We start from the raw sequence: 26,335 nt of genomic DNA, 5'->3' as shown, positions 1-26,335 counted from the left end.
CAGATTTTATGATTGTAACTATATGAAAAATAATATTTAAAAATAAATAAAAGCACTCAATCAAAATAAAAAATAAGGCTTGGCACAGTTATTGAATTGCTCTGTTGTGATGAAAGACAACAAATGCATTTTAAAAATGTGACTTACAAGCTTAGGTTGGGAGTGTGAATAATGTTTCAACGCAATGTATTTGCTAAAAGTATTTTAGCGGCAACGATGACTGGGGCGATTGCTTTAACGGGCTGTTCAAAACCTGCAGAAGAAAAAACAGAAAGTGCTGCATCTGAACCAAAAGCGGCTGCAGCAAGTGGCGATACTATTAAAGTCGGGATCTTACATTCGCTGTCAGGCACGATGGCGATCTCAGAAACTTCTCTTAAAGATACGGCCTTGATGGCGATTAATGAAATTAATGCCAATGGCGGGGTATTGGGCAAAAAACTAGAACCTGTGGTGGTTGATCCGGCATCGGACTGGCCATTATTTGCGGAAAAAACCCGTCAGTTGATTACCCAAGACAAAGTAGCCGTGATTTTTGGTTGCTGGACGTCGGTATCTCGTAAGTCGGTTCTACCCGTGGTTGAAGAATTAAATGGCTTATTGTTCTACCCTGTTCAGTATGAAGGTCAGGAACAATCTAAAAATATTTTCTACACAGGTGCGGCACCGAATCAGCAAGCGATTCCTGCTGTTGAATACCTGATGAGTGAAGAGGGTGGTAAGGCAGAACGCTTTGTACTGTTGGGCACGGACTATGTTTACCCACGCACTACCAACAAAATCTTACGTGCATTCTTGAAGTCGAAAGGCATTGCCGATGCAGACATCATGGAAGAATATACCCCATTTGGTCATAGCAACTATCAAACCATTGTGGGCAATGTGAAGAAGTTTGCGGCAGGGAAAAAGACGGCTGTGATCTCGACCATTAACGGCGATTCAAATGTGCCGTTCTATCGTGAATTGGGTAACCAAGGCATCAAAGCTGCGGATATTCCAGTGATGGCGTTCTCTGTAGGTGAAGAGGAATTACGCGGTATCGACACCAAGCCGCTGGTCGGACACTTGGCATCGTGGAACTACTTCATGTCAGTGAAAAATCCAGTGAATACTGAATTCACCAACAAAATGAAGCAGTATGCCGTGGAATACAAACTGCCAAATGCCGATAAATTTGTGACCAATGACCCGATGGAGGCTACCTATGTCGGTATCAATATGTGGAAACAAGCGGTAGAAAAAGCAGGAAGCACAGATGTCGATAAAGTGCGTGAGGCTATGGCCGGCCAAGAATTTAAAGCGCCATCGGGCTATACCTTGCAAATGGATGCGTCGAACCATCATTTGCATAAACCAGTCATGATTGGTCAGATCCGTGCCGATGGTCAGTTTGATGTGGTGCACAAAACGGCAAAAACCATTGCTGCAGAGCCATGGAGCCCGTACATCCCTAAATAATTCAATCCGAATGCCTGCTGCCATTGTGTAACAGGCATTTTTTGATGTGATCCCTAGAAGGGGTTGTTCTATTACTCAATAGGGATGCTTATAAGATGAAAAAATTACGCAATTTCCCGATCCTTTTTCTATTCCTGAGCCAATTATTCTGTCTGCAAATCGTGCATGCAGAAACTGCAGCGGATGTCGTGCCTACGGTGCAATCTGTGCAGCAAGGTGATGCCATTCAGCAATTTGTTCGCGGTAGTTTTACCGAGCGACGTAGTTTACTGAATCAATGGCCGGCCGATATTGAATCCTTAGATCAGTTGGCCGCATTGGTCGAAAAAGACCAGTTATATAGTGGTCAAAGCGGTCAAACCTATATTTTAGAAACTGACGAAAAATTATTGAGCTATCCAGATTTGCAAACCGTGACGGATTGGCCTGCCGATTTATCTCAAGTCACCTTGGTGAATACCCTTCGTAAAGCCTTAACGTTTGCGCAAGCGAAAGAAAAGCTGCAATCGGATGATTTAAACCAACGTTTGGATGCAATTGATATTTTAGAAAATAACTTGGCTGAGTTGGATGTTAAAAATATTAATCAATTGTATTTAAATGAAAAAAATAACAAAGTTAAAGCCCGTTTAGCGCAGCTCAAAGCACGCTTGGATTATCAAAACCCTGATGTTTTACAAAAAATACAGGCGGCCAAAGTGCTGCAAGATTCTAACCGTCCCGATGTGTTGGCGATGGTGGAACAGGAATTACAACAAGCCAACCTGCATCCCGAGTTAAAAGCCGCACTGACAGAAGCCAAGAGCAATATTAAAACTCGTATTCAGGCCAGTGAATGGACTGGACATGTCTTTTCAGGTCTCAGCACGGCCAGTATTTTACTACTGGCGGCGTTGGGCTTAGCCATTACGTATGGTCTGCTAGGCGTGATTAACATGGCGCATGGTGAACTGATCATGATCGGGGCCTATACCACTTATGTGGTGCAAAGCCTGTTTAAGAGTCATCTCAGTAGCTATGTCGATTGGTACTTGATTGCCGCGATTCCTGCTGCATTTATTGTAAGTGCTTTGATCGGCATGTTGATTGAACGTACTGTTATTCGTCCCTTGTATGGCCGTCAATTGGAAACACTATTAGCCACCTTTGGTGTGAGCTTAATTTTAATGCAAGTGGTGCGCATGGTTTTTGGTGCGCAGAACGTTGAGGTGTCGAATATTTCATGGCTGTCAGGGGGCATTGCTGTGACACCAAGCCTGATGCTGCCTTATAACCGTATTGCCATTATTGGCTTTACCGTTGCGGTACTGTTGTTGCTGGTTTATTTACTAAATAAAACCCGCTTTGGTTTATTTGTTCGTGCCGTGACGCAAAACCGTCAAATGGCACAGGCCGTAGGTATCCGTTCTAGCCGCATTGACATGATGGCTTTTGGTTTAGGTTCGGGGCTTGCAGGTCTAGCAGGCTGTGCCTTAGCACAAGTCGGCAATGTCGGTCCTGACCTAGGACAAAACTATATTATCGATGCGTTCTTGGTGGTTGTGGTTGGCGGTGTTGGCCAAGTATGGGGCGCAGTATTGGCGGCTTTAGGTCTAGGTGTCAGTGGCACAGTGCTGGAAATCGGCATGGGTGCAGTCTTAGCGAAAATTATTCTACTGGTTCTTGTGATTTTGTTTATTCAAAAACGTCCACAAGGTTTGTTTGCCATCAAAGGCCGTTTTGTGGAGTAAGCGCATGAAAATCACTTCGTTATTATCAGATAAACCCTATAGCGGTATGGCGATTGCCGTGTGCTTTGCCATTTTGCTGATTTTACCTTGGTTACATGTATTACCCGCCGATTCAGCACTGCATTTATCAGCGTATTGGGTCACGCTCATTGGCAAAATTATGTGTCTCGCCTTGGTGGCATTGGCCTTAGATTTGGTTTGGGGCTATGCCGGCATTTTAAGCTTAGGGCATGGTCTGTACTTTGCCTTGGGCGGCTATGCCTTCGGTATGTATCTCATGCGTGAAGCGGCAGGCGATGGCTTACCCGACTTTATGCGCTTTTTGAGTTGGACCGAGCTACCGTGGTACTGGATGGGTACTGAACATATCGTGTGGGCATTGGCTTTGGTGGTTTTGGTCCCAGGACTGATTGCCTTCATTTTTGGCTTCTTTGCCTTCCGCTCAAAAATTAAAGGCGTGTATTTTTCAATTATTACCCAAGCCATGACCTTTGCCGCTGCGCTACTATTTTTTCGCAATGAAACCGGCTTTGGCGGTAACAACGGCTTTACCGGTTTTAAAACCATCTTAGGTCTAGATATTACCTCTGCACCAATGCGCGCAACCTTGTGTTTCCTCACTGCACTGACTTTGCTGGTCTGTTTTGTCGGTTTACGCCACCTGATGAATAAACCCTATGGTCGTGTACTCGGTGCAATTCGTGACAGTGAAAACCGTTTGCAATATTTAGGTTACCGCACCTTATGGTACAAGCTCTCTGCATGGGTGTTGTCTGCCGTGATCGCAGGGATTGCTGGTGCTTTGTATGTCCCTCAAGTCGGCATTATTAACCCGAGTGAAATGAACCCTGTCAATTCGATTGAAATGGCGGTGTGGGTGGCTGCAGGGGGACGCGGTACGCTGATTGGCCCAATTTTGGGTGCAGGTTTAATCAATGGGGTGAAGACCTATTTTACGGTGGCTTATCCAGAGGCATGGTTATTGATTTTAGGTGCGCTGTTTATTGTGGTAACGATATTCCTGCCAAAAGGTTTGATTGGGCTATTAGAGCGGTTTAAAAAGGAGCGCAGCGAATGAATGATCAATGGGTTCAACCGCATGGCGGTCATGCTGTTGAAGGTTATGGACGACCGAAGGAGCAGGGTGCGGACTTCAGTCACGGGATTGCCCTGTATTTGGAAAAAGTCAGCGTCTGGTTTGATTCTTTCCGTGCATTAAATGATTTGTCGTTATATATCAAAGAAGGTGAGCTGCGCTGCATCATTGGTCCCAATGGTGCAGGCAAAACCACGCTGATGGATGTGATTACCGGTAAAACTCGTCCGACAGAAGGTTCGGCTTTTTTCGGGCAAACCTATGATTTGGCAAAAATGAGTACAGAGCAAATTGCAGAAGCCGGGATCGGTCGTAAGTTTCAAAAGCCTACTGTATTTGAAAATTTTACCGTGATGGAAAACCTGTTATTGGCAGCGCCGAAAGATAAACGGGTGAAAAAGAGTTTCTTCAGCAAACTCGATCCAGATGCGCAAAACGCCTTGGACGAATCTTTAGCACAAATCCGCTTAGAAGAATTGATCCATAAACCGGCAGGGCTGTTGTCACATGGTCAAAAGCAGTGGTTAGAAATAGGCATGCTACTAATGCAGCGTCCAAAATTGATTTTGCTGGATGAACCTGTAGCAGGAATGACCGATGCTGAAACAGAGCGTACCGCAGAGCTGTGTTTAGAGTTGAAAAAGAACCATACCCTTGTTGTGGTTGAACATGACATGAGCTTTATTGACACCATCAGTGAAAAAGTCACCGTGTTGGCGCAAGGTGCGATTTTGGCCGAGGGTACATTGGCCGAAGTCCAAGCCAATGAAGATGTCATTGAAAAATATCTCGGACGTTAAGGAGCAGACCATGTTAGAAGTCAAAGACGTCAATCAGTTTTATGGTGGCAGTCATATTTTAAGAGATGTGACATTTGCCGCTCCCGTGGGGGCATGTTCAGTGGTGCTCGGGCGAAATGGTGTGGGTAAAACCACCCTCTTAAAATGTTTAATGGGCATTTTACCGATTAAGTCAGGGCAGATCTTACTGGATGGCAAAGACATTTCTAAACTGAGTCCAGAGCAACGTGTACGTGAAGGCTTGGCTTATGTACCACAAGGACGGGACATTTTTTCAACCTTGACCGTTGAAGAAAATATTTTGATTGGGATGGCAAAATTTAAAGGCGCTAAAACCCGAAAAGTGCCAGAACATCTCTATGAGATTTTCCCCGTATTGGATGAAATGAAACATCGACGAGGTGGAGATTTATCTGGTGGTCAGCAGCAACAATTGGCGATTGCCCGTGCGCTCGCTTCCGAACCACTGGTATTGATTTTAGATGAACCGACCGAAGGCATTCAGCCGTCGATTATTAAAGACATTGGCCGTGTGATTCGTCAGTTAGCCGATGGCGGAGAAATGGCGATTGTTTTGGTTGAACAGTTTTATGATTTTGCAGAAGAACTGGCAGATGAATATACCGTGATGGCGCGGGGGCAAGTGATTGCACAAGGTGTCGGTAGTGAAATGCCTGAAAAAGGCATTCGGGAATTGGTGGCGATTTAATATTTAGTTGACTGCGATGTGTGGCGGGCTTGTATCAATCAAGCTCGTTACTCTTTTCATTCAATTTACTACGCTCAAAAAATCGTTGCTGGTCATGGAAATGGCATCAAAAAAACGAGTGGCATAAATTTTTTTTGTTTTAAACCATAAGCTTAAGTTGTTCTCAGTATCGTCATTTGAAGCTTCAGCATGTCGTGCTTCAGTGATGCTAAGTGCAGTACTGAAACTTGGGTAAAAGGCGAATGGGCATCCATCAGTATTCGATCAACTGCAGTCGAATATACAAAATATCTGCTTTATTTTTGTGTGGATTACATTAATCTAAATGTACGACATAACAAGAAGATAAGAATATGGACGCGATATTATATTTGATCCCACCGAATGATTTGGAAACTCTGATTTTAGAAGCAGAAACCCCTCAAGATGTCTTGGATTCACCTTTTGTACAACACTCCTTTTTTTTAGGGGAAGCGTGGCAAGAGTTGAATCCATTATTAAGCGTGAACAGTGATTCAGCTGCGGCACTGAGTTATGCCATTCAGGCAGAACATCCTTTGTCAGAGCGACGACCGGGACTGAGCCTTGCAGTGCATTACAATACTGTAGTTCGCGTTGCAGAAATCCATCAGGCATTACAACAGTTAAGCGTGGATGAAATCAAAAAACGTTATTTGGTCACGATTGCTGAAAACGCACCTGAGCAAGAGCTCAAATTGGCCGAATTAAAACTGCTTTTTTTACAGTTACAAGACCTTTATCGTGATGCGGTGCGTCATAACTTATCGGTGCTGAGTGTAATTCAAGATGGTATTCGTTTGGATAAATTACCATAAACACAGCTCAACACGGGTTATAACTGAAGTTGCATCAGGACCAGATCACGCCATTCACCAAACTTTTGTCCCACTTCAGGCATATAACCTGTTTGCTTAAAGCCTAATTTTTTGTGCAGGGCAATCGAGGCGCTATTGCCGTGATCAATGCCAGCGATCATGACATGCATATTTTGGCTTTTGGCATGCTGAATTAGGTGCTCTAATAATTGCTGACCGAGACCTAGTCGAGCATAGTTTGGGTCAATATAGACAGAATGCTCAACAGTATGTCGATAGCCAGCAAAATGACGGAAAGAACCATAGTCAGCATAACCGGCGATTTGCTGTTGATCCTGATCTTCAATCACCACAAAAGGAAAATTTTGCTTTTGGAATTCCAGCAATTTCTGTTGAAAAGAGTCGAGGCTGTAGGCTTGATCATTCCATGTCGCAAAGCCGTTGAGAACTTCATGATTATAGATTGCGAGAATGGCCGCTAAGTCTTGTGGAATTGCAGGTCGAATGAGAAAAGACATGCGCAAATTTCTGATAAAAATAAAGTCAATTTAAAAACTTAGGCATAAAAAAAGCAAGGTGATGAACCTTGCTTTTTTCTTCATAGTGTTCTGAGTCGAACTTAGAAGTGGTATTTCACCAATGCGCTGACATCGTTTTGGTCTACGCCTTTAATACCAAATTTGTTGTTCCAAACTGAATGTTCGATACCAACATATAATTTAGTTTTTGGTGAAATGTGTTTACCCACATTCCATTTGTACTGAGATGTCCAGTTTAATTCACTTGCATGGTCTGCTTCAGCAGTAGACCAGTCTAGGAAGGCATCTGCTAAAAACTCTTCTGAACCTAATTTGAACGGCACAGCATAAGTGATTGTCATTTGATAATCATCTTTAGTCTTGTCGTTTGCCGCTTTATAGAAGTTCACATTTGCATATTGTGTATATGGAATATCGAGAGAGAAACCTACACCATACAAGAAGTTGTTAAATTCAGAGTTGTGGTGATCGTAACCCGCATTATGTTCCCAAGTCGTTGCAATAAGAACGTCTTTGATTGGACCCATAGAAAGGTCTTTACCAGAAACTTCACCTAAGCTTAAACGTGGCGCTAATTCTGCATAAGTTGATTGATCATCGTTACCATCCAATTGTTGGTCAACGAAGAAGAATACATCTGAATATTTCAGTTTAGCTGCATATTCGGCTGTGATCGTTGTACGGTCTTCAGTACCAACTTCATAGTTTTCACCATATAAGCCAGTTAAGCTGAAATCTTGCCATACGATAGGTGAAGCTTGAGTGAAAGCAGCAGCAGATGCTAATGCACATGATGCAACGATTTGTGTAAGTTTCATTAAAAAATATCTCCCCCCGAGAAGCACTGAAAGCATACAGATTATTAAGCAAAAATAAAGCCAAATTTTACTCAACGGGAAATTGTTTTGTAATTTGAAGGGGAAATATGCCGTGAATGATCAATGACGGTAAAAGCGAGATTTTGAGTTGGAGTGGAATTGTACAAATAGAAGGTGGGCGTTGAGGAAATGCACAAAAATATGACCCAAATCAATTAAAACAATGCAAATCTACAATAAAGTCTTACTTTTTGTATGGATATTAAAAAAATATCAAAATAGCACTTGCAAAATTCTAACTTAAGACCGATATTCGAAGTATAAGGACACGGATCTGCAGACTCTAAAGTGTTCATCATTCAATGTGGAGGACGACGTTCCATACAAAGTTGAAGATGGTCATTGCTGTAACATTTACAGCAAATGTAACGTGCCAAGATAATAAGTTTTGCACAAATATTTATAGATATTACAGATAGATATGAGGATGATATTATGAACATAGAAATCCGTACAGATAAAAACATTCCTAATAGTGATCGATTAATTACATACGTTCGTGCAGAACTTAATGAAGAATTTCAGCGCCATAGTGAACGCATTACTCACTTTTCGGTGCATTTAAGTGATGAAAATGGGGACAAGGGCGGTAGCGACGACATCAAATGTATGATTGAAGCGCGTCCTGCTGGTTTGAAGCCTGTCGTGGTCAACCATCGTGGTCATAATGTAGATACAGCTATTCACGGTGCAATTGATCGACTTAAACGTAGTCTTGAACATGTGTTCGAAAAGAAAGAGAACCCACGCAGTACACAACCTGCTTTTGCTGAAGCAGATGACAGCGTAGATGACGAATAAGTCTCAAAATTTAAAAAAGCCCTGCGGGGCTTTTTTTGTGTGTTTTGTATTTTGTTTTACATGAAATTCAAACAAACGCAGCTTTATTCGGCATAATAGATCAAAATAAATTGAAGTGAGCTTTCCCGATGTTAACAGCGCAACAACAGCTTTTTGTGCAAGCGTTAGAAGAACAAGATCTTGCACAGGTGCAACGCCTGTTGGCAGATGGTCTAAATCCAAATTTTATCGATTTTGAAAAAGGACCTGCGGTTTCTATATGGTCTGATGGTTTGTTTAAATGGTGGGAAATGGTTTGCGAAGCGTATGAAGCAGGTCAACCCTTAACAGCTGAACAGAAAACACAACATTTAGACGTACATATGCAAATCTTGGAAGCGCTGATTCAAGCCAAAGCCAATGTGCATTTATGGGATGCTGAAGAAATTTATGGTCCATTATGGGACGCCGCGAGTGCAGCATGTGTCCCTGCGGTACAGCGCTTATTGGATGAAAAAGTGAATCCAAATATGATTGATAGCGATGGTTTAACCATTTTATCGTCGATTAGTGAATTATTTTTTGACTGTGATTTTGACGCGGTAAATTGGTCAGAAGCATTGGAAGAAGAAAAACAAACCTTGGAGCTTTTGCGTAGCCATGGCGCAAAAATGACCAAAGAATTAGCATAATTGTGAGTAAAAACATGACTGTATTTAAAGTTTTAAGCATTGCAACATTATCCAGTTTGAGCCTGTCTGCATTTGCGGCGGATTTTTCATTTGACCGTCCAGGCGCGGGTATGGGCACAGGCATTACCCCTGTAGGTCGTTTGGCATGGGAACAAAGTTTGCCAGCAGCGAGCTATAGTGAAAGTCGTGATGACAATGGTGAAAAAGTAAAAAACACCACTTTAAATGCAGACATGTTATTCCGTACTGGTTTGGCAAAAGATTTGGAATTGCAATTGGGTTGGCAAGGTCCTGCATGGTCTAAAACCAAAGTTGCGGGTCGCTCAGTTGAAGAAGATGGTTTGGGTGATGTCAGCATTGGCCTGAAAAAAGCCATTGATTTGAATGATGAGAAATTATCGATGGCCATTCTTGCAGAAGCCATTATTGCAACAGGCAATCAAGGCTTTAGTGCTGAAGATGACATTTATAGTCTGACTTCAGCCGTGGCTTATGATTATAGCGATACAATTGGGACTTCAATGACCATGCGTTATGAAGTTCAAGATGGTGATTGGGCTGTGAGTGCTATTCCTGGATTGGAATATCAAATAGCGGGTAATTTATCGGGTTTTTCTGAGCTGGTTTATCGCAAAGCAGAGAGTACCGATCAGGAAGTGTCATTAGCATCAGGTTTGACGTATGCCGTTTCGGATCGTATGCAGTTGGATGCGAGCGTCGGTCTAGAACTCACGGGCGGTCATAAAAATTATCAGTCAGGTTTAGGCGTATCTTACCTGTTCTAAAAGAACCCTAAATTTTAAAATGTATAAATACAGACTGAGGATGAATTCAGCTGAATGAAACAATGGACTTATGTTGCGGCAGCGGCTGTGCTGTCGTTCAGTATGGGCGTCTCTGCTCAGGATGCATTACTTTCAGCTGAAGATGCTTTTCCTTTCTCGGTCGTCTCCGATCGTGCAGATCAGGCGGAGCTGAGTTGGGATATTCCAGCGCATTATTATCTGTATCAGCACAAAATAGAGGTGAAGCAGGGCAATCAAGTTTTAGCTTTGGATTTGCCTGCTGCTGAGGATTTGAAAGATGATAACTATGGTCATACCCAGGTGTATTACCAACAGTTGAGTTTTAAAATTCCGACTCAAAAACTGCAGACCTATAAAGTCAGTTGGCAAGGCTGTGCCAAGGATCGAGTGTGTTATCCACCACAGAGTATCAGCTTTAAAACGGATGCTTCTGGTTTAGTCACACAGCAAAATCTAGCAACTCCAAGCAAACGTTTACTCGACTTTGCAGCAGAAAATACTGCCGAACAGCCTATGGCGAATCGTTTAGATCAGCAGCGGGCAGAGAATGCTGCATTGGCTTCTGAACGCTATACCGCAAGTGACCAAATGTGGTCTGAAAAATTAGCACAAAGCTCTATATTTTATGGACTTTTACTGTTTTTTGGACTGGGTTTTTTGCTGGCTTTTACCCCATGTTCATTGCCAATGCTGCCGATTTTAACCTCACTGATTGTCCGCGACAGCCGAGGTTTAAAAGCATGGATGATTGCACTGACTTTTGTCACCAGTATGGCGATGGTGTATGCCATTCTCGGCTTGGTGGCATCGTCTGCAGGTTTGAATTTCCAGCGTTGGTTGCAACAACCCTCGACTTTAATTGCCTTTAGCGTGCTCTTTGTAGTTTTTGCCCTGAATTTATTTGGTTTATTTGAACTGAAATTGCCACGCAGTTGGGTCAATCGCTTAGACCAAGCGCAGTCGATGCAAAAGGGCGGTAGTCTCGTTGGCGCTGGAGTCATGGGGATGATTTCAGCATTGCTAGTCGGTCCTTGTATGACAGCACCGTTGGCAGGTGCATTATTATTCATTTCCCAAACCCAAAGTCAGTGGCAAGGTGCATTATTGTTATTCACCCTCGGCTTTGGCATGGGGACCCCGCTATTGTTGGCCAGTGTCCTTGGCTCACGGGTATTGCCTAAAGCGGGTTTGTGGATGAATCAAATCAAGGTGCTCTTTGCTTTCATCATGTTGGCATTAGCTTTGTATTTTATTCGACCATTGATCAGTGAAGCTTGGTTACAGTGGTTATCCCTTGCTCTGGGGCTGGTGTTTAGCGCTTATGTGCTTTGGCGCATTTTATGGCGCAGTACTCAGCTCAAATGGTTGTATATCTTGGTGTTCTGTGCAGCTGTACCTTATATTGTGTACAGTCAATATCAACACAGCCAACGTTTTTTAGTCGAAGAAAGTCAACAACAAAGTGCTTGGCATGTGGCACATACAGCGGAAGAGTTTCAACGTTTGTTAAGTGAAATTCCTCAAGGTCAATCCGCGATTATTGATGTCTATGCCGATTGGTGTGTGGCCTGCCAGCCGATTGAACATAAAGTTTTAAAATCGGCTGCAGTGCAACAGGCTTTGGCACCGTATTACTTAATTAAGTTGGATTTGAGTCAGTATGATGCAACCCATCAAGTTCTGCTCAATCAATGGGATATTTTAGGGCCACCGACCTATTTATTTTTAGATACAGCACATCAAGAGATACGTGGACTGCGTTTGACGGGTGCTTTTAGCGAGAAAGAATTGCTAGCGCAATTGGAAAAATTTAAATCGCGTGGAGAATAAAAATGATGCAATTATATATTGCCAATAAAAACTATTCGACGTGGTCTATGCGACCGTGGTTGGTGTTACATGCGTTTAATTTACCGTTTCAAGAGATCTTGATTCCTTTTTCTGAAGAAGCAGATGGCGGAGCATTCAAGCAGCAAATGTTAGCCCTACATGCCAATGGCAAGGTGCCCCTACTGCAACATGACGGTATGATGATTTGGGACTCATTGGCGATTTGTGAATATTTGGCAGAGCAGTTTCAAGAGCTTCCACTGTGGCCAAAAGATGCTACACAACGTGCATGGGCACGGAGTATTTGCGCGGAAATGCACAGTAGTTTTATGCAATTGCGTAGCTTATGCAGTATGAATCTGCAGGCGGATTATGGTCGTCATGGTCAGAGATTATGGTCTGAACATGCTGAATTGCGTGCTGAAGTGACTCGAATCGAGCAGATTTGGTCGAGTCGTCCTGCGGTGGATGGCTTTCTATGCGGTGAATTTAGTATTGCCGATGCATTTTTTGCACCCGTAGTGACACGTTTACAGACCTTCCAGCTACCTGTGAGTGACAACACACAGCGTTATATGCAAAAGATTTTGCAGCATCCTTCTGTGGTGGCATGGATCACGGCTGCTCAACTGGAACAGCCAGTCCGCCGTATGGAACAGTATCTTCGTTAAAAGCTCAACGTCACGTCTGACCTAGATAAAAGTTTTAAACCAAATTGCTAAAGCTTTGTTGCTCAGTGTACGCCTTCACCATATTACGACCACCAGCTTTAGCTGCATATAGCGCTTGATCTGCATGGGTCAGTAATTGTTGCGGTACCAATTCTGGCGTTGAAATCGCAATGCCAAAACTGGCTGTCACATGAATCGACTGACCGTCATGTCCCCAAATTTCAAGCTGTTCAATGGCTTTTCGACAGCGCTCTGCAATGAAAATCGCTTGTTCCAAGTTAGAATTTTTTAACACCAAAATAAACTCTTCCCCGCCAAAACGTCCAACCACATCACTACCGCGTAAATGTTGGTTTAATACTTGGCTGACGAGAATCAAGGTTTCATCGCCTTTATCGTGTCCATATTCATCATTGATACGTTTGAAATGGTCTAAGTCCAACAAGACCAGTGCATATGTATCTGTTTTAGCATTATCGAGCTGTTCCAAACACTGATTGATACTGCGTCGATTAAATAAATTGGTCAGTGGGTCGACTTGACTGAGTTTTTGTATCAAATGCTCACGGTGACGCCATTGGCTCAGTAAGATTTCAAATAAAGCCAGACAGGTTAATAAAATAGGAACAATGAAAAAGATCATTGAGAAGAGCCAAAAACTATTTTGATAGCCATAGGCATGAGGTTGAAAAATCGGGGCATAGGGAATAATGCCGCGAATACTTAAATACATGCAAATGGATAAAAAAATCGTGGCTGGAATCAGCATGCTATAGACGATTTTTCGTGTAAATAGTACCAATCCAACGGTCACTAGGCTCACGTAGGAGATCATGGTGGCTGGACTCATGACGCCAATTAAATAACCGTCACGACATAAAGAAATGACAAATAAGCCGACCGAAAGATAAGGTAAAATCAGTTGAATCTTGGGATTATCTTTTCCAGCATAACAAGGCCAAATTAGCAGTACCATTAAGCAAAAAAAGACGATGTTGGTCCACAATTGAGAGTGGATGAGTTCAAGGTTAACCCACTGCCAAAGTTCTGGCGTGAGTGAAATATATAATTTCCAAATGATCCAAAGCAGATGAATGGCTGAGCCAAGCATCAGCATGAGCATACACTTTTTCAGGATGCTCCAATTCATGACCACTTCATCTTCCAGTAAATACTGGGCGATTCTATTGCGAAGGATCATGTCACGTATGCTTGATTTCACCGTCATCCTGTATCTTTGCCCTGTTCGAGTTATCAGTTTTTTTCTTAAAGTTTATATAGATATCATTTTATAGGCTTACATTAGCATGAAAATTTACACTTGATAACGGTCAAGAACCACTCAGTAATTTTAAATTTTTTGCGAGTTCAAAAAAGATTGTTCTAAAAATAAAACATAGTGTCATAAGGATCGGGATTATTCTATTTATGAAAAGTGATTACACTAGGCTCAAGTTAATAACAACAGCTTTAGGTTTTAGTCATGAAAATTTTGCATATTGATTCAAGTATCATGGGCGACGCTTCAGTTTCCCGTCAACTTAGCGCTGAAATTGTACAACAGCTACAGCAAAAACATGGTGATGCGGCACATGTTCAGCATCTCGATTTAGCTGTACAGCAGATTCCACATCTCAGCAGTGAAATTTTGATGGGTCAAAATGCAGAACAATCGGCTTTAGGCGAGCAACTGTTACAACAGTATTTAGATGCTGATGTGGTTGTGGTTGGTGCTGCTATGTACAACTTCGGTTTGCCATCAACTTTGAAAGCATGGATCGACCGTATCAGTGTTGCAGGTCGTACTTTTAAATATACAGAACAAGGTCCAGTGGGCTTGGCAGGTGACAAAAAAGTCTACATTGCCAGCAGTCGTGGCGGTGTGTATGGCGATAACAGCCCTGTAGATTATCAAGAAGGTTTATTAAAAGCCGTGTTTAATTTTACAGGTGTCAGTGATATTGATGTGATTCGTGCCGAAGGTGTCAATATGGGACCAGATATGAAAGCACAGGCAATGGCGACAGCTCAGGCTCAAATTCAAGCCATTTAACAGATTGACATTTCCCTCTTAGGTCAGCATCTGCTGACCTTTTTTTATGGTGACTTTGATCCATTTCAGGGATTATTTTTCAGCGATTAATCCTGATCCAGTCGATGTGCAAAATCGGCTAAATCACTTAGCGCACGCTGACCTTCTTCAAACCATGGGCTAAACATTTGGAAGTTATGCCACATGCCAGTGTACAGCTTAAATTCGACATCTAGGTCGGCTTCTTCTGCTTTGACTTTAAAACGCTGCGCATCATCTAATAAAATTTCTTTAGAACCCACTTGAATATGAATCGGAGGTAGTCCTTTGAGTTCTGCAAAAAAAGGCGAGACCAATGGATCAGCTCGATCGATCGAGCGGGGTACATAATAATCAATACCTGTTTCGAGGGCTTCTATGCTTAACAGCGCATCATGCTTACGGTTATAGCGTAGGGACTCACTGCTCAGCGTCAAGTCTAAAAACGGTGACATCAACACCAAACCACTGACTTGTGGAAGTTGGTCCTGTTGAATTTTAAGGGCTAAGGCAAGCGCCAAGTTTGCACCACAAGAGTCGCCTGACAAAATAATATCTTTGGCTTGAATCCCTTGATCTAATAACACCGCATACACATCAAAAAGGGCATCGAGTGCTTCAGGAAACTGTGCTTCTGGGGATAAAGGATAATCCAAATGTAACACTTGCATTTGCGTGCGTGCGGTAACTTGAGTCAGAAACGCCCGATGTGTGTTCATCGAACCCAAGAAAAATGCGCCCCCATGAATATGAAAAATTAATTGGGTCGATGCCTGTTGCGGTTTGATTTCTTCGGCTTTTAAGCCGGCTAAGCGAATCGGGCGAATTTGTACATCCGGGTTTTGGGGAAATGCACGACACATTTGTTCCAAAGCAAAACGTAAAGTATTGGGCGGTAAATTGAACTGGCTCGGCCCACGAATTGTTGTTTTTAAAATGCTTTCTGTAATCAGTTGTTTCGTCAGTGGCGATATCTTCATTGTCTTTCCATCTTTTTCTATTTTAGGAATCGTGTGAGCATATTTACCAACACAAATTACAAGGTTACACTAAACGGTCACATACAAAAATTGATAAATTGTTGTGACTTTTGGATACTAATGTCGTCTATATCAGACCAGGGAAATAAACAAAAATGAAAAAAATTGCACTAGCATTAGGATTGATGAGTTTAGCCGCATTTGCAAATGCTGCAGACCCGCTAAATGGTACAACTTGGAAAACCATTGATGATAAAACCAAGCAGCCAAAAGCGATTGTAAAATTCACTGAGCAAAAAAATGGTACGCTTTCTGCGAGCATTCAGTCAGTTTTGACACCAGGTGAAGAGAACGCTTGTAAAAAATGTGAAGGCCCATATCACAACAAATCATTAAAAGGCTTACGTATTGTGACAGGTCTTAAAAATGTAGGTGGTACAAGCTATGAAGACGGTTCAATTTTGGATCCTCAATCAGGTAAAACTTACAAGTTAAAAGGTCAATTGGCTGATGGTGGCAAAAAACTAGAGCTTCGCGGCTTTATTGGCGTTGCTGCTTTAGGTCGTAACCAAACATGGATTCGCGCCAACTAATTTGACATGATTCAAACAAAAAAAGCCTGACAATGTCAGGCTTTTTTATAGCCTATTTTCAGCCACAATTGAACTAGAGCCGTGCATGAGTGTGATAAAAAAATTTATTTCAATGCACGGTAAGCGCTTTCATCAAAGCCAACCAATAAATCGCTACCTGTATCGAGTACAGGACGTTTAATCATGCTGCTATGCGCTGTTAAACATTGAATCAAATTTTCTTCACTGGCTAAGGCTGTCTGTTGCTCTTCTTCACTGAGTTTTTTCCATGTTGTGCCTTTTTTGTTGAGAATCACATCAGCGCCTTTGGCATTAAGCCATTTTTTTACGGTTTTAGCATCAATCGCTTGTTTTTTATAGTCATGAAATTCGTAGCTTAGGCCTAATTCGTTGAGCAAGTCGAAAGCTTTTTTCATGGTATTACAGTTTTTGATGCCATAAATTTTAAGCATGAACAGGTGTCCTCAATTATTCAAACAATAAGATAAAAATACAATTCAGCATTATCCTACAGGCTAATTCATCAATGCTCAAAGCTCGATCTGGATGTGGATTGAGAAATAAATGTTTTGCTGTAAAAGTCGCATGTAATAAATATTGGGTATTGTCATCAAAACGACATTTTGGTCTTTTAGAATAGCCTACAGAACAAAACGATGCTCAGAAAAGAAAGCGATGCAATAACAAGAAAATTCAGCTTAAGGTTGCACAGTCAAAAGTAGAAAGAAAGCGAGAATAAGAAAATGCTGTGCAAATCGAATTTTTAGCTGTTTTATTTGGGGGATGTTTGAGTCTATAGATGTGGGGACTAGATAAGAGAAAACCCGCATTTAATCATCCTGATCATGCGGGTCTCAATCCAACGTCCATTGTCACATCCTTGAAAACAAGCTAAATCATTTAGTTTGTTTTTATACTTCCTTCGGCGTCCAATCCTTTTATGTCATCCTGACATGTCCCTTTGCCGTGCGACCATAATGCTATGTTCAAGTTATGAGATAAATCCACAAATTCGTCATGTAATGTGAGAAATAAGCTCTAATTGAGTAAACAATCGTTCACTCAATTAATTGTTGGAAGCTTAAATTTTATAATCAATAATGACAGGGGCGTGGTCGCTAAACCATTCATCTTTAAATATCCAAGCATTGACTGTACGTTCTTTCCAGTCTGGTGAACATGCATGGTAGTCGATACGCCAACCCACATTTTTGGCACGCGCTTGTCCTCGGTTAGACCACCAAGAGTAAAGCTCGGCTTCTTTACGTACTTCACGGAAGGTGTCGACATAGCCAAGCTCATCATAAATATGATCGAGCCATGCACGTTCATGTGGTAAGCAGCCTGAAGCCTTTTGGTTCCCAGACCAATTTTTAATATCAATACGTTTATGCACGATGTTGTAGTCACCGCAAACAATCACTGACTTATTTTCAGCACGCCATTGCTTCAAAATTTGTTTGTATTCGTTTAAAAATAAATCTTTACGTGCCTGAGCTTCTTCACCCGATGAACCAGAAGGCAGGTAGAGCGAGCAAATATGTGCAGTTTGTCCAAGTCCTAAATCGAACTCAGCAGAAATAAAGCGGCCTTGGCTATCGGCTAATTCAAAGCCTAAGCCATCTTTCACTGATACAAAGGGTAGGCGGCTATAAATCGCAGTACCGGCATAGCCTGGGCGTTCTGCAGGGAAAAGGTGTGTAAACCAACCTTCGGGTTTAAATTTATCGGTCCATTGTTCATGGGTAATGCGGCTTTCTTGCATGCAGATGACATCGGCATCTGAAGTTGCCATCCAGTCAAAAATACCTTTTTTTTCAGCGGAACGCAGACCATTCACATTAATTGAAACGACACGTAAAATTTTTTGATCACTTGGATAGCTACTCTTTGGTATCATGCTCAGGTTTAACCTCAAACTTAAAAAAATGGAGCACCTCATGACAGCGCAAGCGGCATTTAATCCACAAGCTTTTATCGAACTCGCATTATCACGTGGTGTGCTTAAATTTGGTGAGTTTACTTTAAAATCGGGTCGTGTGAGTCCTTATTTTTTTAATGCAGGTCTACTAAACGATGGCGAAGCCTTATCATTATTGGCTTCTGGCTATGCAGCTAAATTAACACAATGCGATAATGTGGAAGTGGTCTTTGGCCCAGCTTATAAAGGTATTCCATTTGTAGCAGCAACGGCTGTCGCACTGTCACAGAACCATGGTGTGAGCGTACCTTGGGGCTTTAACCGTAAAGAAGCGAAAGACCATGGCGAAGGCGGTGTATTGGTTGGTGCGTCTGTTGAAGGCAAAAAAGTCTGGATCATTGATGATGTGATCACTGCGGGTACAGCGATTCGTGAAGTAGTGACTATTCTGAAAAATGCCGGTGCACAAATTGCGGGCGTATTGGTGGCGCTAGACCGTCAAGAAAAAGGACAAGGTGATTTGTCTGCGATTCAAGAAGTACAAAAAGAGCTGGAAATTCCAGTTCATGCTTTAATAACCATGAAAGATTTGATGACTTTCTTAGAGGCTAAAGGTGAAACTGAAGCTTTAGCGAAAATGGAAGCGTACCGTGTTAAATACGGCATCTAATTTTTCGGGATTTCAAAAGGCAGCTGAAGCTGCCTTTTTTACGTCTTTAAATGATGATTGTTGCATCTAACTAACAAAAAACGTGAAATATTGCTTAAAAAGTAGGCGTTAAACGTGAAGAATCAATAAAAAGCCGTCTCAGTGCGCTATTTACTGAAACGGCTTTAGTTAAAGTATTGATACTTATAGAAAATTTAAAGAATTTCGTATAGCGTGTATTATGTTAATTTTAGAAATTCTTAAATTTTAATTTATAGTATTTTCACTAGTCTTTTTACGTGGGCTAATACAATAGTCAGGAAATTAATAAAAGAAGAATGGGGATTGAGTATGTATTTGGTCGTTTAAAATCCTTGCTGGGCGATATTGAAACCGAGGCAAAAGACTAGGATTGAGATTCAATTTAATTGCTGGAATATTTAATTTGGAGCTGAGTGAAAAATGACTTATGAAAGAGAACTAGTAATATGTTCTATAAGTTTATTATTAGTAGTTTTTTCATATTTGTTATATATTTTTTATGAAAAGAAAATATATCTTATTGGCTTAATTTTTTTATATCCTTTTTTTGTATTTGGGTATAAATATTTATATATTAATTCACAATTTGAGTACTTAGCAGAGGAGGAGTTTTGCGGGATATATGAATATGAGCTTATTGGAATTTCATCAAGACCACCCTATCCAAAAGAATATTATATAAAATTTGATGGGTATGGTGTATTTGCATTTAGAAGTAATGCTTATCCTAATAGAGTGAGTTTTGAAAATTTAAATAAAAAACAGGAGGTTTGCTTAGTTTTGAAACGTAGAAAAGACAGAGTAAATGATTTGAGTAGCGCTATCATAATTTCAGAAAAATTTAAAAAATAGAATTTAATATGAATATTATTAATTACATAGTGATCCTAGCAAAAATAATGGATAGCACGTCCCTCTAAAGATAACGTAATTTTAATATTTGGAGCTTACACATTTTTGACTTCGTATAACGTGTATTATGTTAATTTTAGGGAAATTTAATAAATAGAAGACTTTCATTATGAATGCCATCAGAACTTTTATTATTTTAATACATTTTACTGCTATATGTGGATGTACTGACTCTTCAGAACCTAGGTCTAAATCTTTATCAGAAAAATCGGATATTGAATATTATAAAGATATATCAAAATCAGGGGATTTAGTGACTTGGGGGATTTCATCGGATTTAATTATAAAAACAGTTGTAGGTGGTAAAAAGAATATTGAGCAAGGCATAGTTTTAAGTAACCCTTTTCTTGGGCAGTTTCCTATTAACTTCATTCCTACAGTAGAAATACTAAATGACGATGATAAAATTGAGAACGTTGCCGATTTTCAAAAGCCTATGCAATTTAATCTACTTTTGAATAATGCTAAGAATATAAAAATTAATAACTTTTATGATAGGAGTTATCAAGATCAAGTAAAAGTGCATCTACAAAATTTCAGTACACTTGATCCCATATCTTTTAAATATAAACGAACACCAAGAGAATGGATAAACTATTTAACATCACATAAATTTGTAAAATATGAAGATTCATTTAAAAAATTTGATTTAGAATGCTATTCAATAAATTTGGATTCTGATATTTCTTATCATTGTTTAGGTCATGCATCAGATCCATACCATTCTGAATTTTTAATGACAATTAATCGTAATCTTACAGACCAAATCGTAATAACCACAAAATCTGAAACACCTCTCTATCCTAACGTGAATATTGAATGGAGAATGCCTTATGAATCATTAAAAGATTGGAAAGCTGTAGATCAAAATATTTGGCGTTTATTAAAAGCTTGGAATGCTAATCAATAGAGTAACTATCGCAAAACTTCCACTATTTTTGAGTCTATTTAACATAATGGCTGTTATACGAAATGAAGATGTTAGAACCCATTTAAAGTGTCTATATTCTCACCAATAAAAATGTCTAGTTTATGATGGTTTTTATCACCATGGACTGGATATAAATATAGATGCTGATCACTATGTCTGACAAAGAAATTCAACGGCTTGCAGTTCTGCAAGACGTTCGAGATCATCGTATTACCCAGGTCCGTGCTGCTGAAATCCTAAATCTTTCCACCCGTCAAATTACCCGGTTATTGCAGAAGCTCAATCAAGATGGTGTCTCAGGTATGGCACATGCCAGTCGTGGTCAACCTGGCCATCGTCGCCATGATGACTTGTTAAAATCAAAGTGCCTTTCCATTATTGCTGAACATTTGCTGGGCTTTGGACCCACCTTGGCGCATGAGAAGCTCAGCAGCATGTTTGACCTGAATATCCCGGTAGAAACGCTTCGGCGCTGGATGACGGCCAATGACCTGTGGATTCCGCGATCCAAGCGCCTGAAGCGTCCATATCAGCCACGTTATAACCGGGATTGCTTCGGTGAACTGATCCAAATTGATGGCTCATATCATGACTGGTTTGAAGGTCGAGCTGCAAAATGCTGCTTGTTGGTTTATATCGATGATGCTACTGGAAAGCTGTTGCATCTGCGCTTTTGTGAGGCTGAAACGACCTTTGACTACATGCTTTCAACCCGAGCCTACATTGAACAATACGGCAAACCTCTAGCCTTTTATAGCGACAAGCATTCGGTATTCAGAGTTAATCAAAAATCCAGGCAAGACAGCCAGATTACGCAATTTGGGCGGATTCTGAATAATTTGAACATCGATATTATCTTTGCCAACTCACCCCAAGCCAAAGGTCGTGTGGAACGTGCCAACAAAACCCTTCAGGACCGTCTGATCAAGGAGATGCGTCTGGAAGGCATCGGTTCGATTGCAGAGGCCAATATATGGTTACCCTGCTTTATTGAGCAGTTCAATCAGAAGTTCGCCAAATGTGCGCGAAACTCAAAGAACCTGCATCGGCCATTAAGCGAATCTGATCTTGAACTGGATGATATTTTTACCTGGCAGGAACCGCGTAAGGTCACCAAGAATCTGACCCTGACCTATGACAAGTGTATTTATATGCTTGAACCGACAGAGCTGAATCATAAGCTTGTTGGGCAATACATTTCATTTCTGGAGTACCCGGATGGCACTGTGGCCATCATGCATGAAGGCCGAAAGCTCAACTACAGCATCTTTAATAAATTGGCTGGGCTACAGCAAAATGAGATTGTTGAGAATAAACGGTTAGGTGCAGTTCTGGCACATATTCAACAGCAGCATGAAGAATTGGAAAAACAGAATAAATGTTCAAGAACAAATAAAAATATGCCAAGCCGTAAAGCTCAGAAAGTTGTTATTGAACAAAGAAAGTTAAATCCTGTGCTTGACTCTTGTGGTTAAAAACAGGACATTTTAAATGGTTTATCGCATAGACATTTTAATTGGTGAATAACATCTCTTCATCACACTTCTTACATTCCAACATTACCCCTAACTTTTCTTTCCGTCCTTGCTCAGTGATAACCCAAGGACGGTTTTGCCATGGAGGATCATGGCGGACATGCTGTGTATGACCACAAGCTAAAATGGCATACCAATGATTTTCATCATCCAAGGCAAAATCAACAATGGCTTGCTGCATATTAAACACCTATCTAAATTAAAATGATGCTGAAAAGGGAAAAGAGTTCATGTTGAGCAATCACAACGGCTTGAATATCGAATTGCAAAATAGACTGTGAAATTTGGTTTATTTCTGGCGCACACTTAGGCCGCGACAATTCTATTTTTCCCGCCATGTTTAGCTTTATACAGCGCTAGATCAGCACGTTGAATTGTATCTTCGTAGGTGCAATCTTCAGGCATGATGGTTGTCACTCCTATGCTCACGGTGACATGCGCGTTATCTATTGAAAACCGACTTAATTCTTTTCTGGAATGTTCATGAATCCGTTTGGCAAACTGGATGGCCTGCTCGCAGCCCGTGTTGGGCAAGGCGACCACAAACTCATCTCCACCTAAGCGGCAGGCGCAATCGGTCTTACGCAGCGTTAAACGAAGAATATCTGCGACTGCTCGGATTGCTTCATCACCAACATGATGGCCTTTGCTGTCGTTGATCTTTTTGAGGTTATCAAGATCGAACATCAAGATCGATGTCTGTATGGAATGCCGTAGGTATGACTCATAATGTAATGCTAAGTCATGCTCTAATTTTCTTCGGTTGAAAAGACCGGTTAACTGATCTGTATGGCTGAGTTCTTTCAGCTTGATTTCCAGGTTGTGACGCGCTGAAATATTACTTGCGACCCAAAGTACAACGTCTTCTTCATCTACCGAAAAACTGAGAGCTTGGATGCGCACCTCAAACCAAATGGACTCTTCAGGACCATAATCGGGCAGACCTTTTACATCCCTATTGCTCAATTCGTACTCTTCGATGAGTAGATTTCCTGACGCTAGAGCTTGGTCGATCAGTTGCATAAACAAGTTGGCTTTATCTGGCTTGATCACATCTGAAATATAGGTACCAACAAGACCGGAACCATCGTGATAATAACGATTATCGCGCCCGCCAAAAACTGCAACGTAATATGACAAATGCAGGGTCTGGTAAAGCATCAAGAATGATAGCCATCTGCTCAATGTTGATCATCAATGAATTCTATTTTTTATTTACAATAATTAACACAATAGCTAAAAAAATAAAAAATCACGTATTTTTTAACCAAAAATAGGGCTAAGTATATTTGGAAGTAATTAAACAGGTAGCAATGCTTTGGTATTTATTTATGCAGACCTATCAAATGATATTATTAAAGCTTATTTCCATTATTGAGATAAGGTGGATGATAGAAATGTTTTTAAATATTGCATGCATCACACGAATCCATACATACACATGCAAAATCAGAATAAACAAAAGAAAAATCTCGGCTATACTCATTCATAAATTAATAATGAACAGAGCACTGAATAATGCGTGTACTTGTTGTGATGGATCCCATCGAAAATGTAAACCTAAAAAAAGATACCTCAATGGCCATGCTGTGGGCAGCAGCACGTCGTGGACATGAGCTAGGCTATGCATTACAGCAAGATTTATATATCGATCAAGGCAAAGCCTTTGGTTTGATTTCTCCGCTAAAAGTTTTTGAAGATTACAACCACTATTACGAACTCGGCGAAAAACAAAAAGAATCAATTGCTGCTTATGACGTGGTTTTGATGCGTAAAGATCCGCCGTTTGACATGAACTTTGTCTACACCACCTATATTTTGGAACAGGCTGAACGCGAAGGCGCATGGATTATTAACAAACCGCAAAGCCTACGTGACTGCAATGAAAAATTGTTTGCGACGCAATTCCCTGAACTTCAAGTACCGACCTTAGTGACCTCGCAGCAAAGCCTGATTCGTGAATTTTTGCAAGAACACGGCGATGTGATTGTGAAGCCATTAGACGGCATGGGCGGTATGGGCATTTTCCGTTTATACCAAGATGGCGTTAATATTGGTTCAACCATTGAAATCCTGACCAATAACGGCACACAGCCGATTATGGCGCAGCGTTACATCCCAGAAATTGTGGATGGCGACAAGCGCATCTTGATGATCAATGGCGAACCCGTACCGTATTGTTTGGCGCGTATTCCGCAAAATGGCGAAGTGCGTGGCAACTTGGCGGCAGGTGGTTTGGGCGAGGCGCGTCCATTGACCGAAAATGATAAAGCCATTGCAGCCAAAGTTGGGCCATTCCTTCGTGAAAAAGGGTTAGTGTTTGTTGGTCTGGATGTGATTGGTAATTACGTGACTGAAATTAATGTCACCAGTCCAACCTGCGTACGTGAAATTGATGCGCAATTTGGCACCTCGATTGCCGATGATTTATTTGATGTCCTTGAGGCAGGTTTAAAAGCTTAATTTTGCACTAGATTTAAAAGAGTCCTTCACGGGCTCTTTTTTTGGCCTGCGCTAAGGGGAGGGGAGCTTAAAAAGCAAAAAAACTGTAAGTGAATGCAATTAAAGTGAAAAATTGTCTGATTTTTTTTCAATTCTCATAGATTAATAATAAAACTAGTTTAAACTTTTAAAATAGTAGAAAAAAACAATCATACGCCTGTTGAAAAAAAGTAAATTACCTTTCACGGTCATGCGTTTGTGATTACAATTGTTTGCTTAAAATCGAATATCATTAGCCTCTTTTTAGAATTGAAGAATTAGACAGTGACCGAAGTAACGCAAGTAAAGCCGAAACATGTCATGATGATGGCTGCCGGAACCGGTGGTCACGTCTTTCCAGCGCTCGCTGTTGCCAAAGAGTTGCAACAACAAGGCTGTGAAGTTTCTTGGCTCGCAACGCCAACAGGCATGGAAAATCGCCTGCTTAAAAATCATAATATTCCAATTTATCAAATCGATATCCAGGGCGTACGCGGCAATGGAGTCGTGCGTAAGCTGATGGCACCGTTTAAAATTCTCAAAGCCACTTTGAGTGCCATGCGTTATATGAAACAACTCAAAGTCGATGCTGTTGCAGGTTTTGGGGGGTATGTGGCTGGACCGGGTGGTTTGGCGGCTCGTGCATTGGGTATTCCGGTTATTATCCATGAACAAAATGCGGTGGCAGGTTTTACCAATACGCAGTTGTCACGTGTGGCTAAAATTGTCTGTCAGGCATTTCCAAATACCTTTCCAGCACAAGATAAAATCGTGACCACAGGTAATCCTGTACGCAAAGAAATTACAGAAATTTTAAATCCGTCATGGCGTTACCAAGAGCGTGAAAAAGCTGGTTTGCCATTACGGGTTTTAATTGTGGGCGGCTCATTGGGCGCACGTGCCTTAAATGAATGTGTGCCGGCAGCCTTGCAGCAATTAGAACAGCCACTCAGTGTATATCACCAGTGTGGTCAAAATAACGCTGAAAGCACATTGGCTCGTTATGCAAATGCACCTGAACATATGCAAGTTGAAGTTCAGCCGTTTATTGAAGATATGGCAGCAGCCTATTCTGCAGCGGATTTGATTATCTGCCGTGCTGGTGCGCTAACCGTCACTGAAATTGCGACAGCAGGTGTAGCAGCCGTGTTTGTTCCTCTGCCAAGTGCAGTGGATGACCATCAAACTGCAAATGCAGGGTTCTTGGCCAATATCAATGCCGCAAAAATTTGCCCACAAGCGGACATGACCGCAGAAAGTTTAACAGCGTTGTTGAAGCCGCTGATGAATCGCCAACGACTTATGGAAATGGCGGTTAAGGCTCGACAACAGGCACAACCCGATGCGACACAGCACGTGGTTGGTTTAATTCAAGATTTGTAAAATTCGAGTAAT

General features: G+C 41.3%; 27 protein-coding genes and 1 pseudogene. 20 read left to right on the top strand and 8 right to left on the bottom strand.

Annotated elements, in window-relative coordinates; translation table 11 throughout:
- The first annotated feature begins 171 nt into the window (after positions 1 to 171).
- From urtA to AC4CU0_RS14470, 6 genes are all read left to right on the top strand, one after another.
- Positions 172 to 1,458, top strand: coding sequence for an urea ABC transporter substrate-binding protein (gene urtA, locus AC4CU0_RS14495; RefSeq protein WP_180078537.1), 1,287 nt, complete (start codon positions 172 to 174; stop codon positions 1,456 to 1,458).
- A gap of 95 nt (positions 1,459 to 1,553) precedes the next feature.
- Positions 1,554 to 3,188, top strand: a complete 1,635-nt coding sequence (gene urtB, locus AC4CU0_RS14490; protein WP_490743393.1) for an urea ABC transporter permease subunit UrtB — start codon at positions 1,554 to 1,556, stop codon at positions 3,186 to 3,188.
- A 4-nt stretch (positions 3,189 to 3,192) separates the two neighbouring features.
- Positions 3,193 to 4,266: an urea ABC transporter permease subunit UrtC gene (gene urtC / locus AC4CU0_RS14485; protein WP_180049715.1), complete on the top strand. Its 1,074-nt coding sequence runs from the start codon at positions 3,193 to 3,195 to the stop codon at positions 4,264 to 4,266.
- Positions 4,263 to 5,084, top strand: a complete 822-nt coding sequence (gene urtD, locus AC4CU0_RS14480; RefSeq protein ID WP_111885123.1) for an urea ABC transporter ATP-binding protein UrtD — start codon at positions 4,263 to 4,265, stop codon at positions 5,082 to 5,084. The genes urtC and urtD overlap by 4 nt, the downstream gene beginning before the upstream one ends.
- Before the next feature lie 10 nt (positions 5,085 to 5,094).
- On the top strand, positions 5,095 to 5,793 hold the full coding sequence (urtE, locus tag AC4CU0_RS14475; RefSeq protein WP_490743392.1) for an urea ABC transporter ATP-binding subunit UrtE: 699 nt from the start codon (positions 5,095 to 5,097) through the stop codon (positions 5,791 to 5,793).
- Between the two features lie 353 nt (positions 5,794 to 6,146).
- On the top strand, positions 6,147 to 6,629 hold the full coding sequence (locus AC4CU0_RS14470; protein ID WP_490743391.1) for a DUF1877 family protein: 483 nt from the start codon (positions 6,147 to 6,149) through the stop codon (positions 6,627 to 6,629).
- A gap of 17 nt (positions 6,630 to 6,646) precedes the next feature.
- On the opposite strand, the gene AC4CU0_RS14465 is transcribed toward AC4CU0_RS14470, so the two are convergent.
- A complete protein-coding gene (locus AC4CU0_RS14465) occupies positions 6,647 to 7,147 on the bottom strand; it encodes a GNAT family N-acetyltransferase (RefSeq protein ID WP_111885126.1) in 501 nt (166 codons plus the stop codon).
- Positions 7,148 to 7,248: 101 nt separating this feature from the next.
- The gene (locus AC4CU0_RS14460) at positions 7,249 to 7,986 is read right to left on the bottom strand and encodes an outer membrane protein OmpK (RefSeq protein WP_078190594.1); all 738 of its coding nucleotides are present in this window, start codon (positions 7,984 to 7,986) and stop codon (positions 7,249 to 7,251) included.
- A gap of 495 nt (positions 7,987 to 8,481) precedes the next feature.
- On the opposite strand from AC4CU0_RS14460, the gene AC4CU0_RS14455 reads away from it, so the two are divergent.
- The 5 genes from AC4CU0_RS14455 (at position 8,482) to AC4CU0_RS14435 (ending at position 12,825) form a co-directional block, all read left to right on the top strand.
- Entirely contained in the window at positions 8,482 to 8,847 is a 366-nt protein-coding gene (locus AC4CU0_RS14455) for an HPF/RaiA family ribosome-associated protein (RefSeq protein WP_111885127.1), read from the top strand.
- A 128-nt stretch (positions 8,848 to 8,975) separates the two neighbouring features.
- Positions 8,976 to 9,518, top strand: coding sequence for an ankyrin repeat domain-containing protein (locus AC4CU0_RS14450; RefSeq protein ID WP_490743390.1), 543 nt, complete (start codon positions 8,976 to 8,978; stop codon positions 9,516 to 9,518).
- A gap of 14 nt (positions 9,519 to 9,532) precedes the next feature.
- Positions 9,533 to 10,303, top strand: coding sequence for a transporter (locus tag AC4CU0_RS14445; RefSeq protein ID WP_490743389.1), 771 nt, complete (start codon positions 9,533 to 9,535; stop codon positions 10,301 to 10,303).
- A gap of 54 nt (positions 10,304 to 10,357) precedes the next feature.
- The gene (gene dsbD, locus AC4CU0_RS14440; RefSeq protein WP_490743388.1) at positions 10,358 to 12,154 is read left to right on the top strand and encodes a protein-disulfide reductase DsbD; all 1,797 of its coding nucleotides are present in this window, start codon (positions 10,358 to 10,360) and stop codon (positions 12,152 to 12,154) included.
- Between the two features lie 2 nt (positions 12,155 to 12,156).
- Positions 12,157 to 12,825, top strand: coding sequence for a glutathione S-transferase family protein (locus AC4CU0_RS14435; protein ID WP_249708428.1), 669 nt, complete (start codon positions 12,157 to 12,159; stop codon positions 12,823 to 12,825).
- Positions 12,826 to 12,859: 34 nt separating this feature from the next.
- Here AC4CU0_RS14435 and AC4CU0_RS14430 read toward each other — a convergent pair whose 3' ends face one another.
- Positions 12,860 to 14,053, bottom strand: coding sequence for a GGDEF domain-containing protein (locus AC4CU0_RS14430; RefSeq protein ID WP_490743387.1), 1,194 nt, complete (start codon positions 14,051 to 14,053; stop codon positions 12,860 to 12,862).
- A 255-nt stretch (positions 14,054 to 14,308) separates the two neighbouring features.
- Between AC4CU0_RS14430 and AC4CU0_RS14425 the strand changes: the two genes are divergently transcribed.
- Positions 14,309 to 14,878, top strand: a complete 570-nt coding sequence (locus AC4CU0_RS14425) for an FMN-dependent NADH-azoreductase (RefSeq protein WP_490743386.1) — start codon at positions 14,309 to 14,311, stop codon at positions 14,876 to 14,878.
- 86 nt (positions 14,879 to 14,964) lie between these two features.
- Here AC4CU0_RS14425 and AC4CU0_RS14420 read toward each other — a convergent pair whose 3' ends face one another.
- On the bottom strand, positions 14,965 to 15,876 hold the full coding sequence (locus tag AC4CU0_RS14420; RefSeq protein WP_490743385.1) for an alpha/beta hydrolase: 912 nt from the start codon (positions 15,874 to 15,876) through the stop codon (positions 14,965 to 14,967).
- A 155-nt stretch (positions 15,877 to 16,031) separates the two neighbouring features.
- Between AC4CU0_RS14420 and AC4CU0_RS14415 the strand changes: the two genes are divergently transcribed.
- On the top strand, positions 16,032 to 16,469 hold the full coding sequence (locus AC4CU0_RS14415; protein WP_078193227.1) for a DUF2147 domain-containing protein: 438 nt from the start codon (positions 16,032 to 16,034) through the stop codon (positions 16,467 to 16,469).
- 104 nt (positions 16,470 to 16,573) lie between these two features.
- Here the strand turns inward: AC4CU0_RS14415 and AC4CU0_RS14410 are convergent, their stop codons facing one another.
- Both AC4CU0_RS14410 and AC4CU0_RS14405 read right to left on the bottom strand, forming a co-directional pair.
- Positions 16,574 to 16,921 carry a Spx/MgsR family RNA polymerase-binding regulatory protein gene (locus tag AC4CU0_RS14410; RefSeq protein ID WP_078193226.1) on the bottom strand — a complete coding sequence of 116 codons (348 nt, stop codon included), beginning with the start codon at positions 16,919 to 16,921 and terminating at the stop codon, positions 16,574 to 16,576.
- A gap of 629 nt (positions 16,922 to 17,550) precedes the next feature.
- On the bottom strand, positions 17,551 to 18,369 hold the full coding sequence (locus tag AC4CU0_RS14405) for an exodeoxyribonuclease III (RefSeq protein ID WP_180121070.1): 819 nt from the start codon (positions 18,367 to 18,369) through the stop codon (positions 17,551 to 17,553).
- Between the two features lie 40 nt (positions 18,370 to 18,409).
- Between AC4CU0_RS14405 and pyrE the strand changes: the two genes are divergently transcribed.
- From pyrE to AC4CU0_RS14380, 5 genes and pseudogenes are all read left to right on the top strand, one after another.
- Complete coding sequence (pyrE, locus tag AC4CU0_RS14400) at positions 18,410 to 19,060, top strand: orotate phosphoribosyltransferase (protein WP_111885133.1); 651 nt, start codon at positions 18,410 to 18,412, stop codon at positions 19,058 to 19,060.
- 343 nt (positions 19,061 to 19,403) lie between these two features.
- Positions 19,404 to 19,505 (top strand): annotated as a pseudogene (locus AC4CU0_RS14395) (IS5/IS1182 family transposase); the annotation flags it as partial.
- Positions 19,502 to 19,933, top strand: coding sequence for a hypothetical protein (locus tag AC4CU0_RS14390; protein WP_490743384.1), 432 nt, complete (start codon positions 19,502 to 19,504; stop codon positions 19,931 to 19,933). The pseudogene AC4CU0_RS14395 and the gene AC4CU0_RS14390, both read left to right, overlap by 4 nt.
- A 169-nt stretch (positions 19,934 to 20,102) precedes the next feature.
- Entirely contained in the window at positions 20,103 to 20,903 is an 801-nt protein-coding gene (locus AC4CU0_RS14385; RefSeq protein ID WP_151204773.1) for a hypothetical protein, read from the top strand.
- A 161-nt stretch (positions 20,904 to 21,064) separates the two neighbouring features.
- A complete protein-coding gene (locus AC4CU0_RS14380; RefSeq protein WP_490742418.1) occupies positions 21,065 to 22,399 on the top strand; it encodes an ISNCY family transposase in 1,335 nt (444 codons plus the stop codon).
- Positions 22,400 to 22,436: 37 nt separating this feature from the next.
- Here the strand turns inward: AC4CU0_RS14380 and AC4CU0_RS14375 are convergent, their stop codons facing one another.
- Together AC4CU0_RS14375 and AC4CU0_RS14370 are read right to left on the bottom strand one after the other, a co-directional pair.
- Positions 22,437 to 22,640, bottom strand: coding sequence for a DUF3565 domain-containing protein (locus AC4CU0_RS14375; protein WP_180049730.1), 204 nt, complete (start codon positions 22,638 to 22,640; stop codon positions 22,437 to 22,439).
- A gap of 125 nt (positions 22,641 to 22,765) precedes the next feature.
- Positions 22,766 to 23,620: a GGDEF domain-containing protein gene (locus AC4CU0_RS14370; protein WP_490743383.1), complete on the bottom strand. Its 855-nt coding sequence runs from the start codon at positions 23,618 to 23,620 to the stop codon at positions 22,766 to 22,768.
- 357 nt (positions 23,621 to 23,977) lie between these two features.
- Here AC4CU0_RS14370 and gshB point away from each other — a divergent pair, with 357 nt between their 5' ends.
- Positions 23,978 to 24,922 (top strand): glutathione synthase, encoded by a 945-nt coding sequence (gshB, locus tag AC4CU0_RS14365; RefSeq protein WP_078190578.1) that lies wholly within the window; start codon positions 23,978 to 23,980, stop codon positions 24,920 to 24,922.
- Positions 24,923 to 25,225: 303 nt separating this feature from the next.
- On the top strand, positions 25,226 to 26,323 hold the full coding sequence (murG, locus tag AC4CU0_RS14360) for an undecaprenyldiphospho-muramoylpentapeptide beta-N-acetylglucosaminyltransferase (protein WP_168379398.1): 1,098 nt from the start codon (positions 25,226 to 25,228) through the stop codon (positions 26,321 to 26,323).
- Positions 26,324 to 26,335 lie beyond the last annotated feature (12 nt).

It is taken from the genome of Acinetobacter sp. LipI_15, from assembly GCF_058242865.1.
The sequence above is the reverse complement of the archived record's forward strand: the minus strand, read 5'-3'. Positions and strand labels throughout refer to the sequence as shown.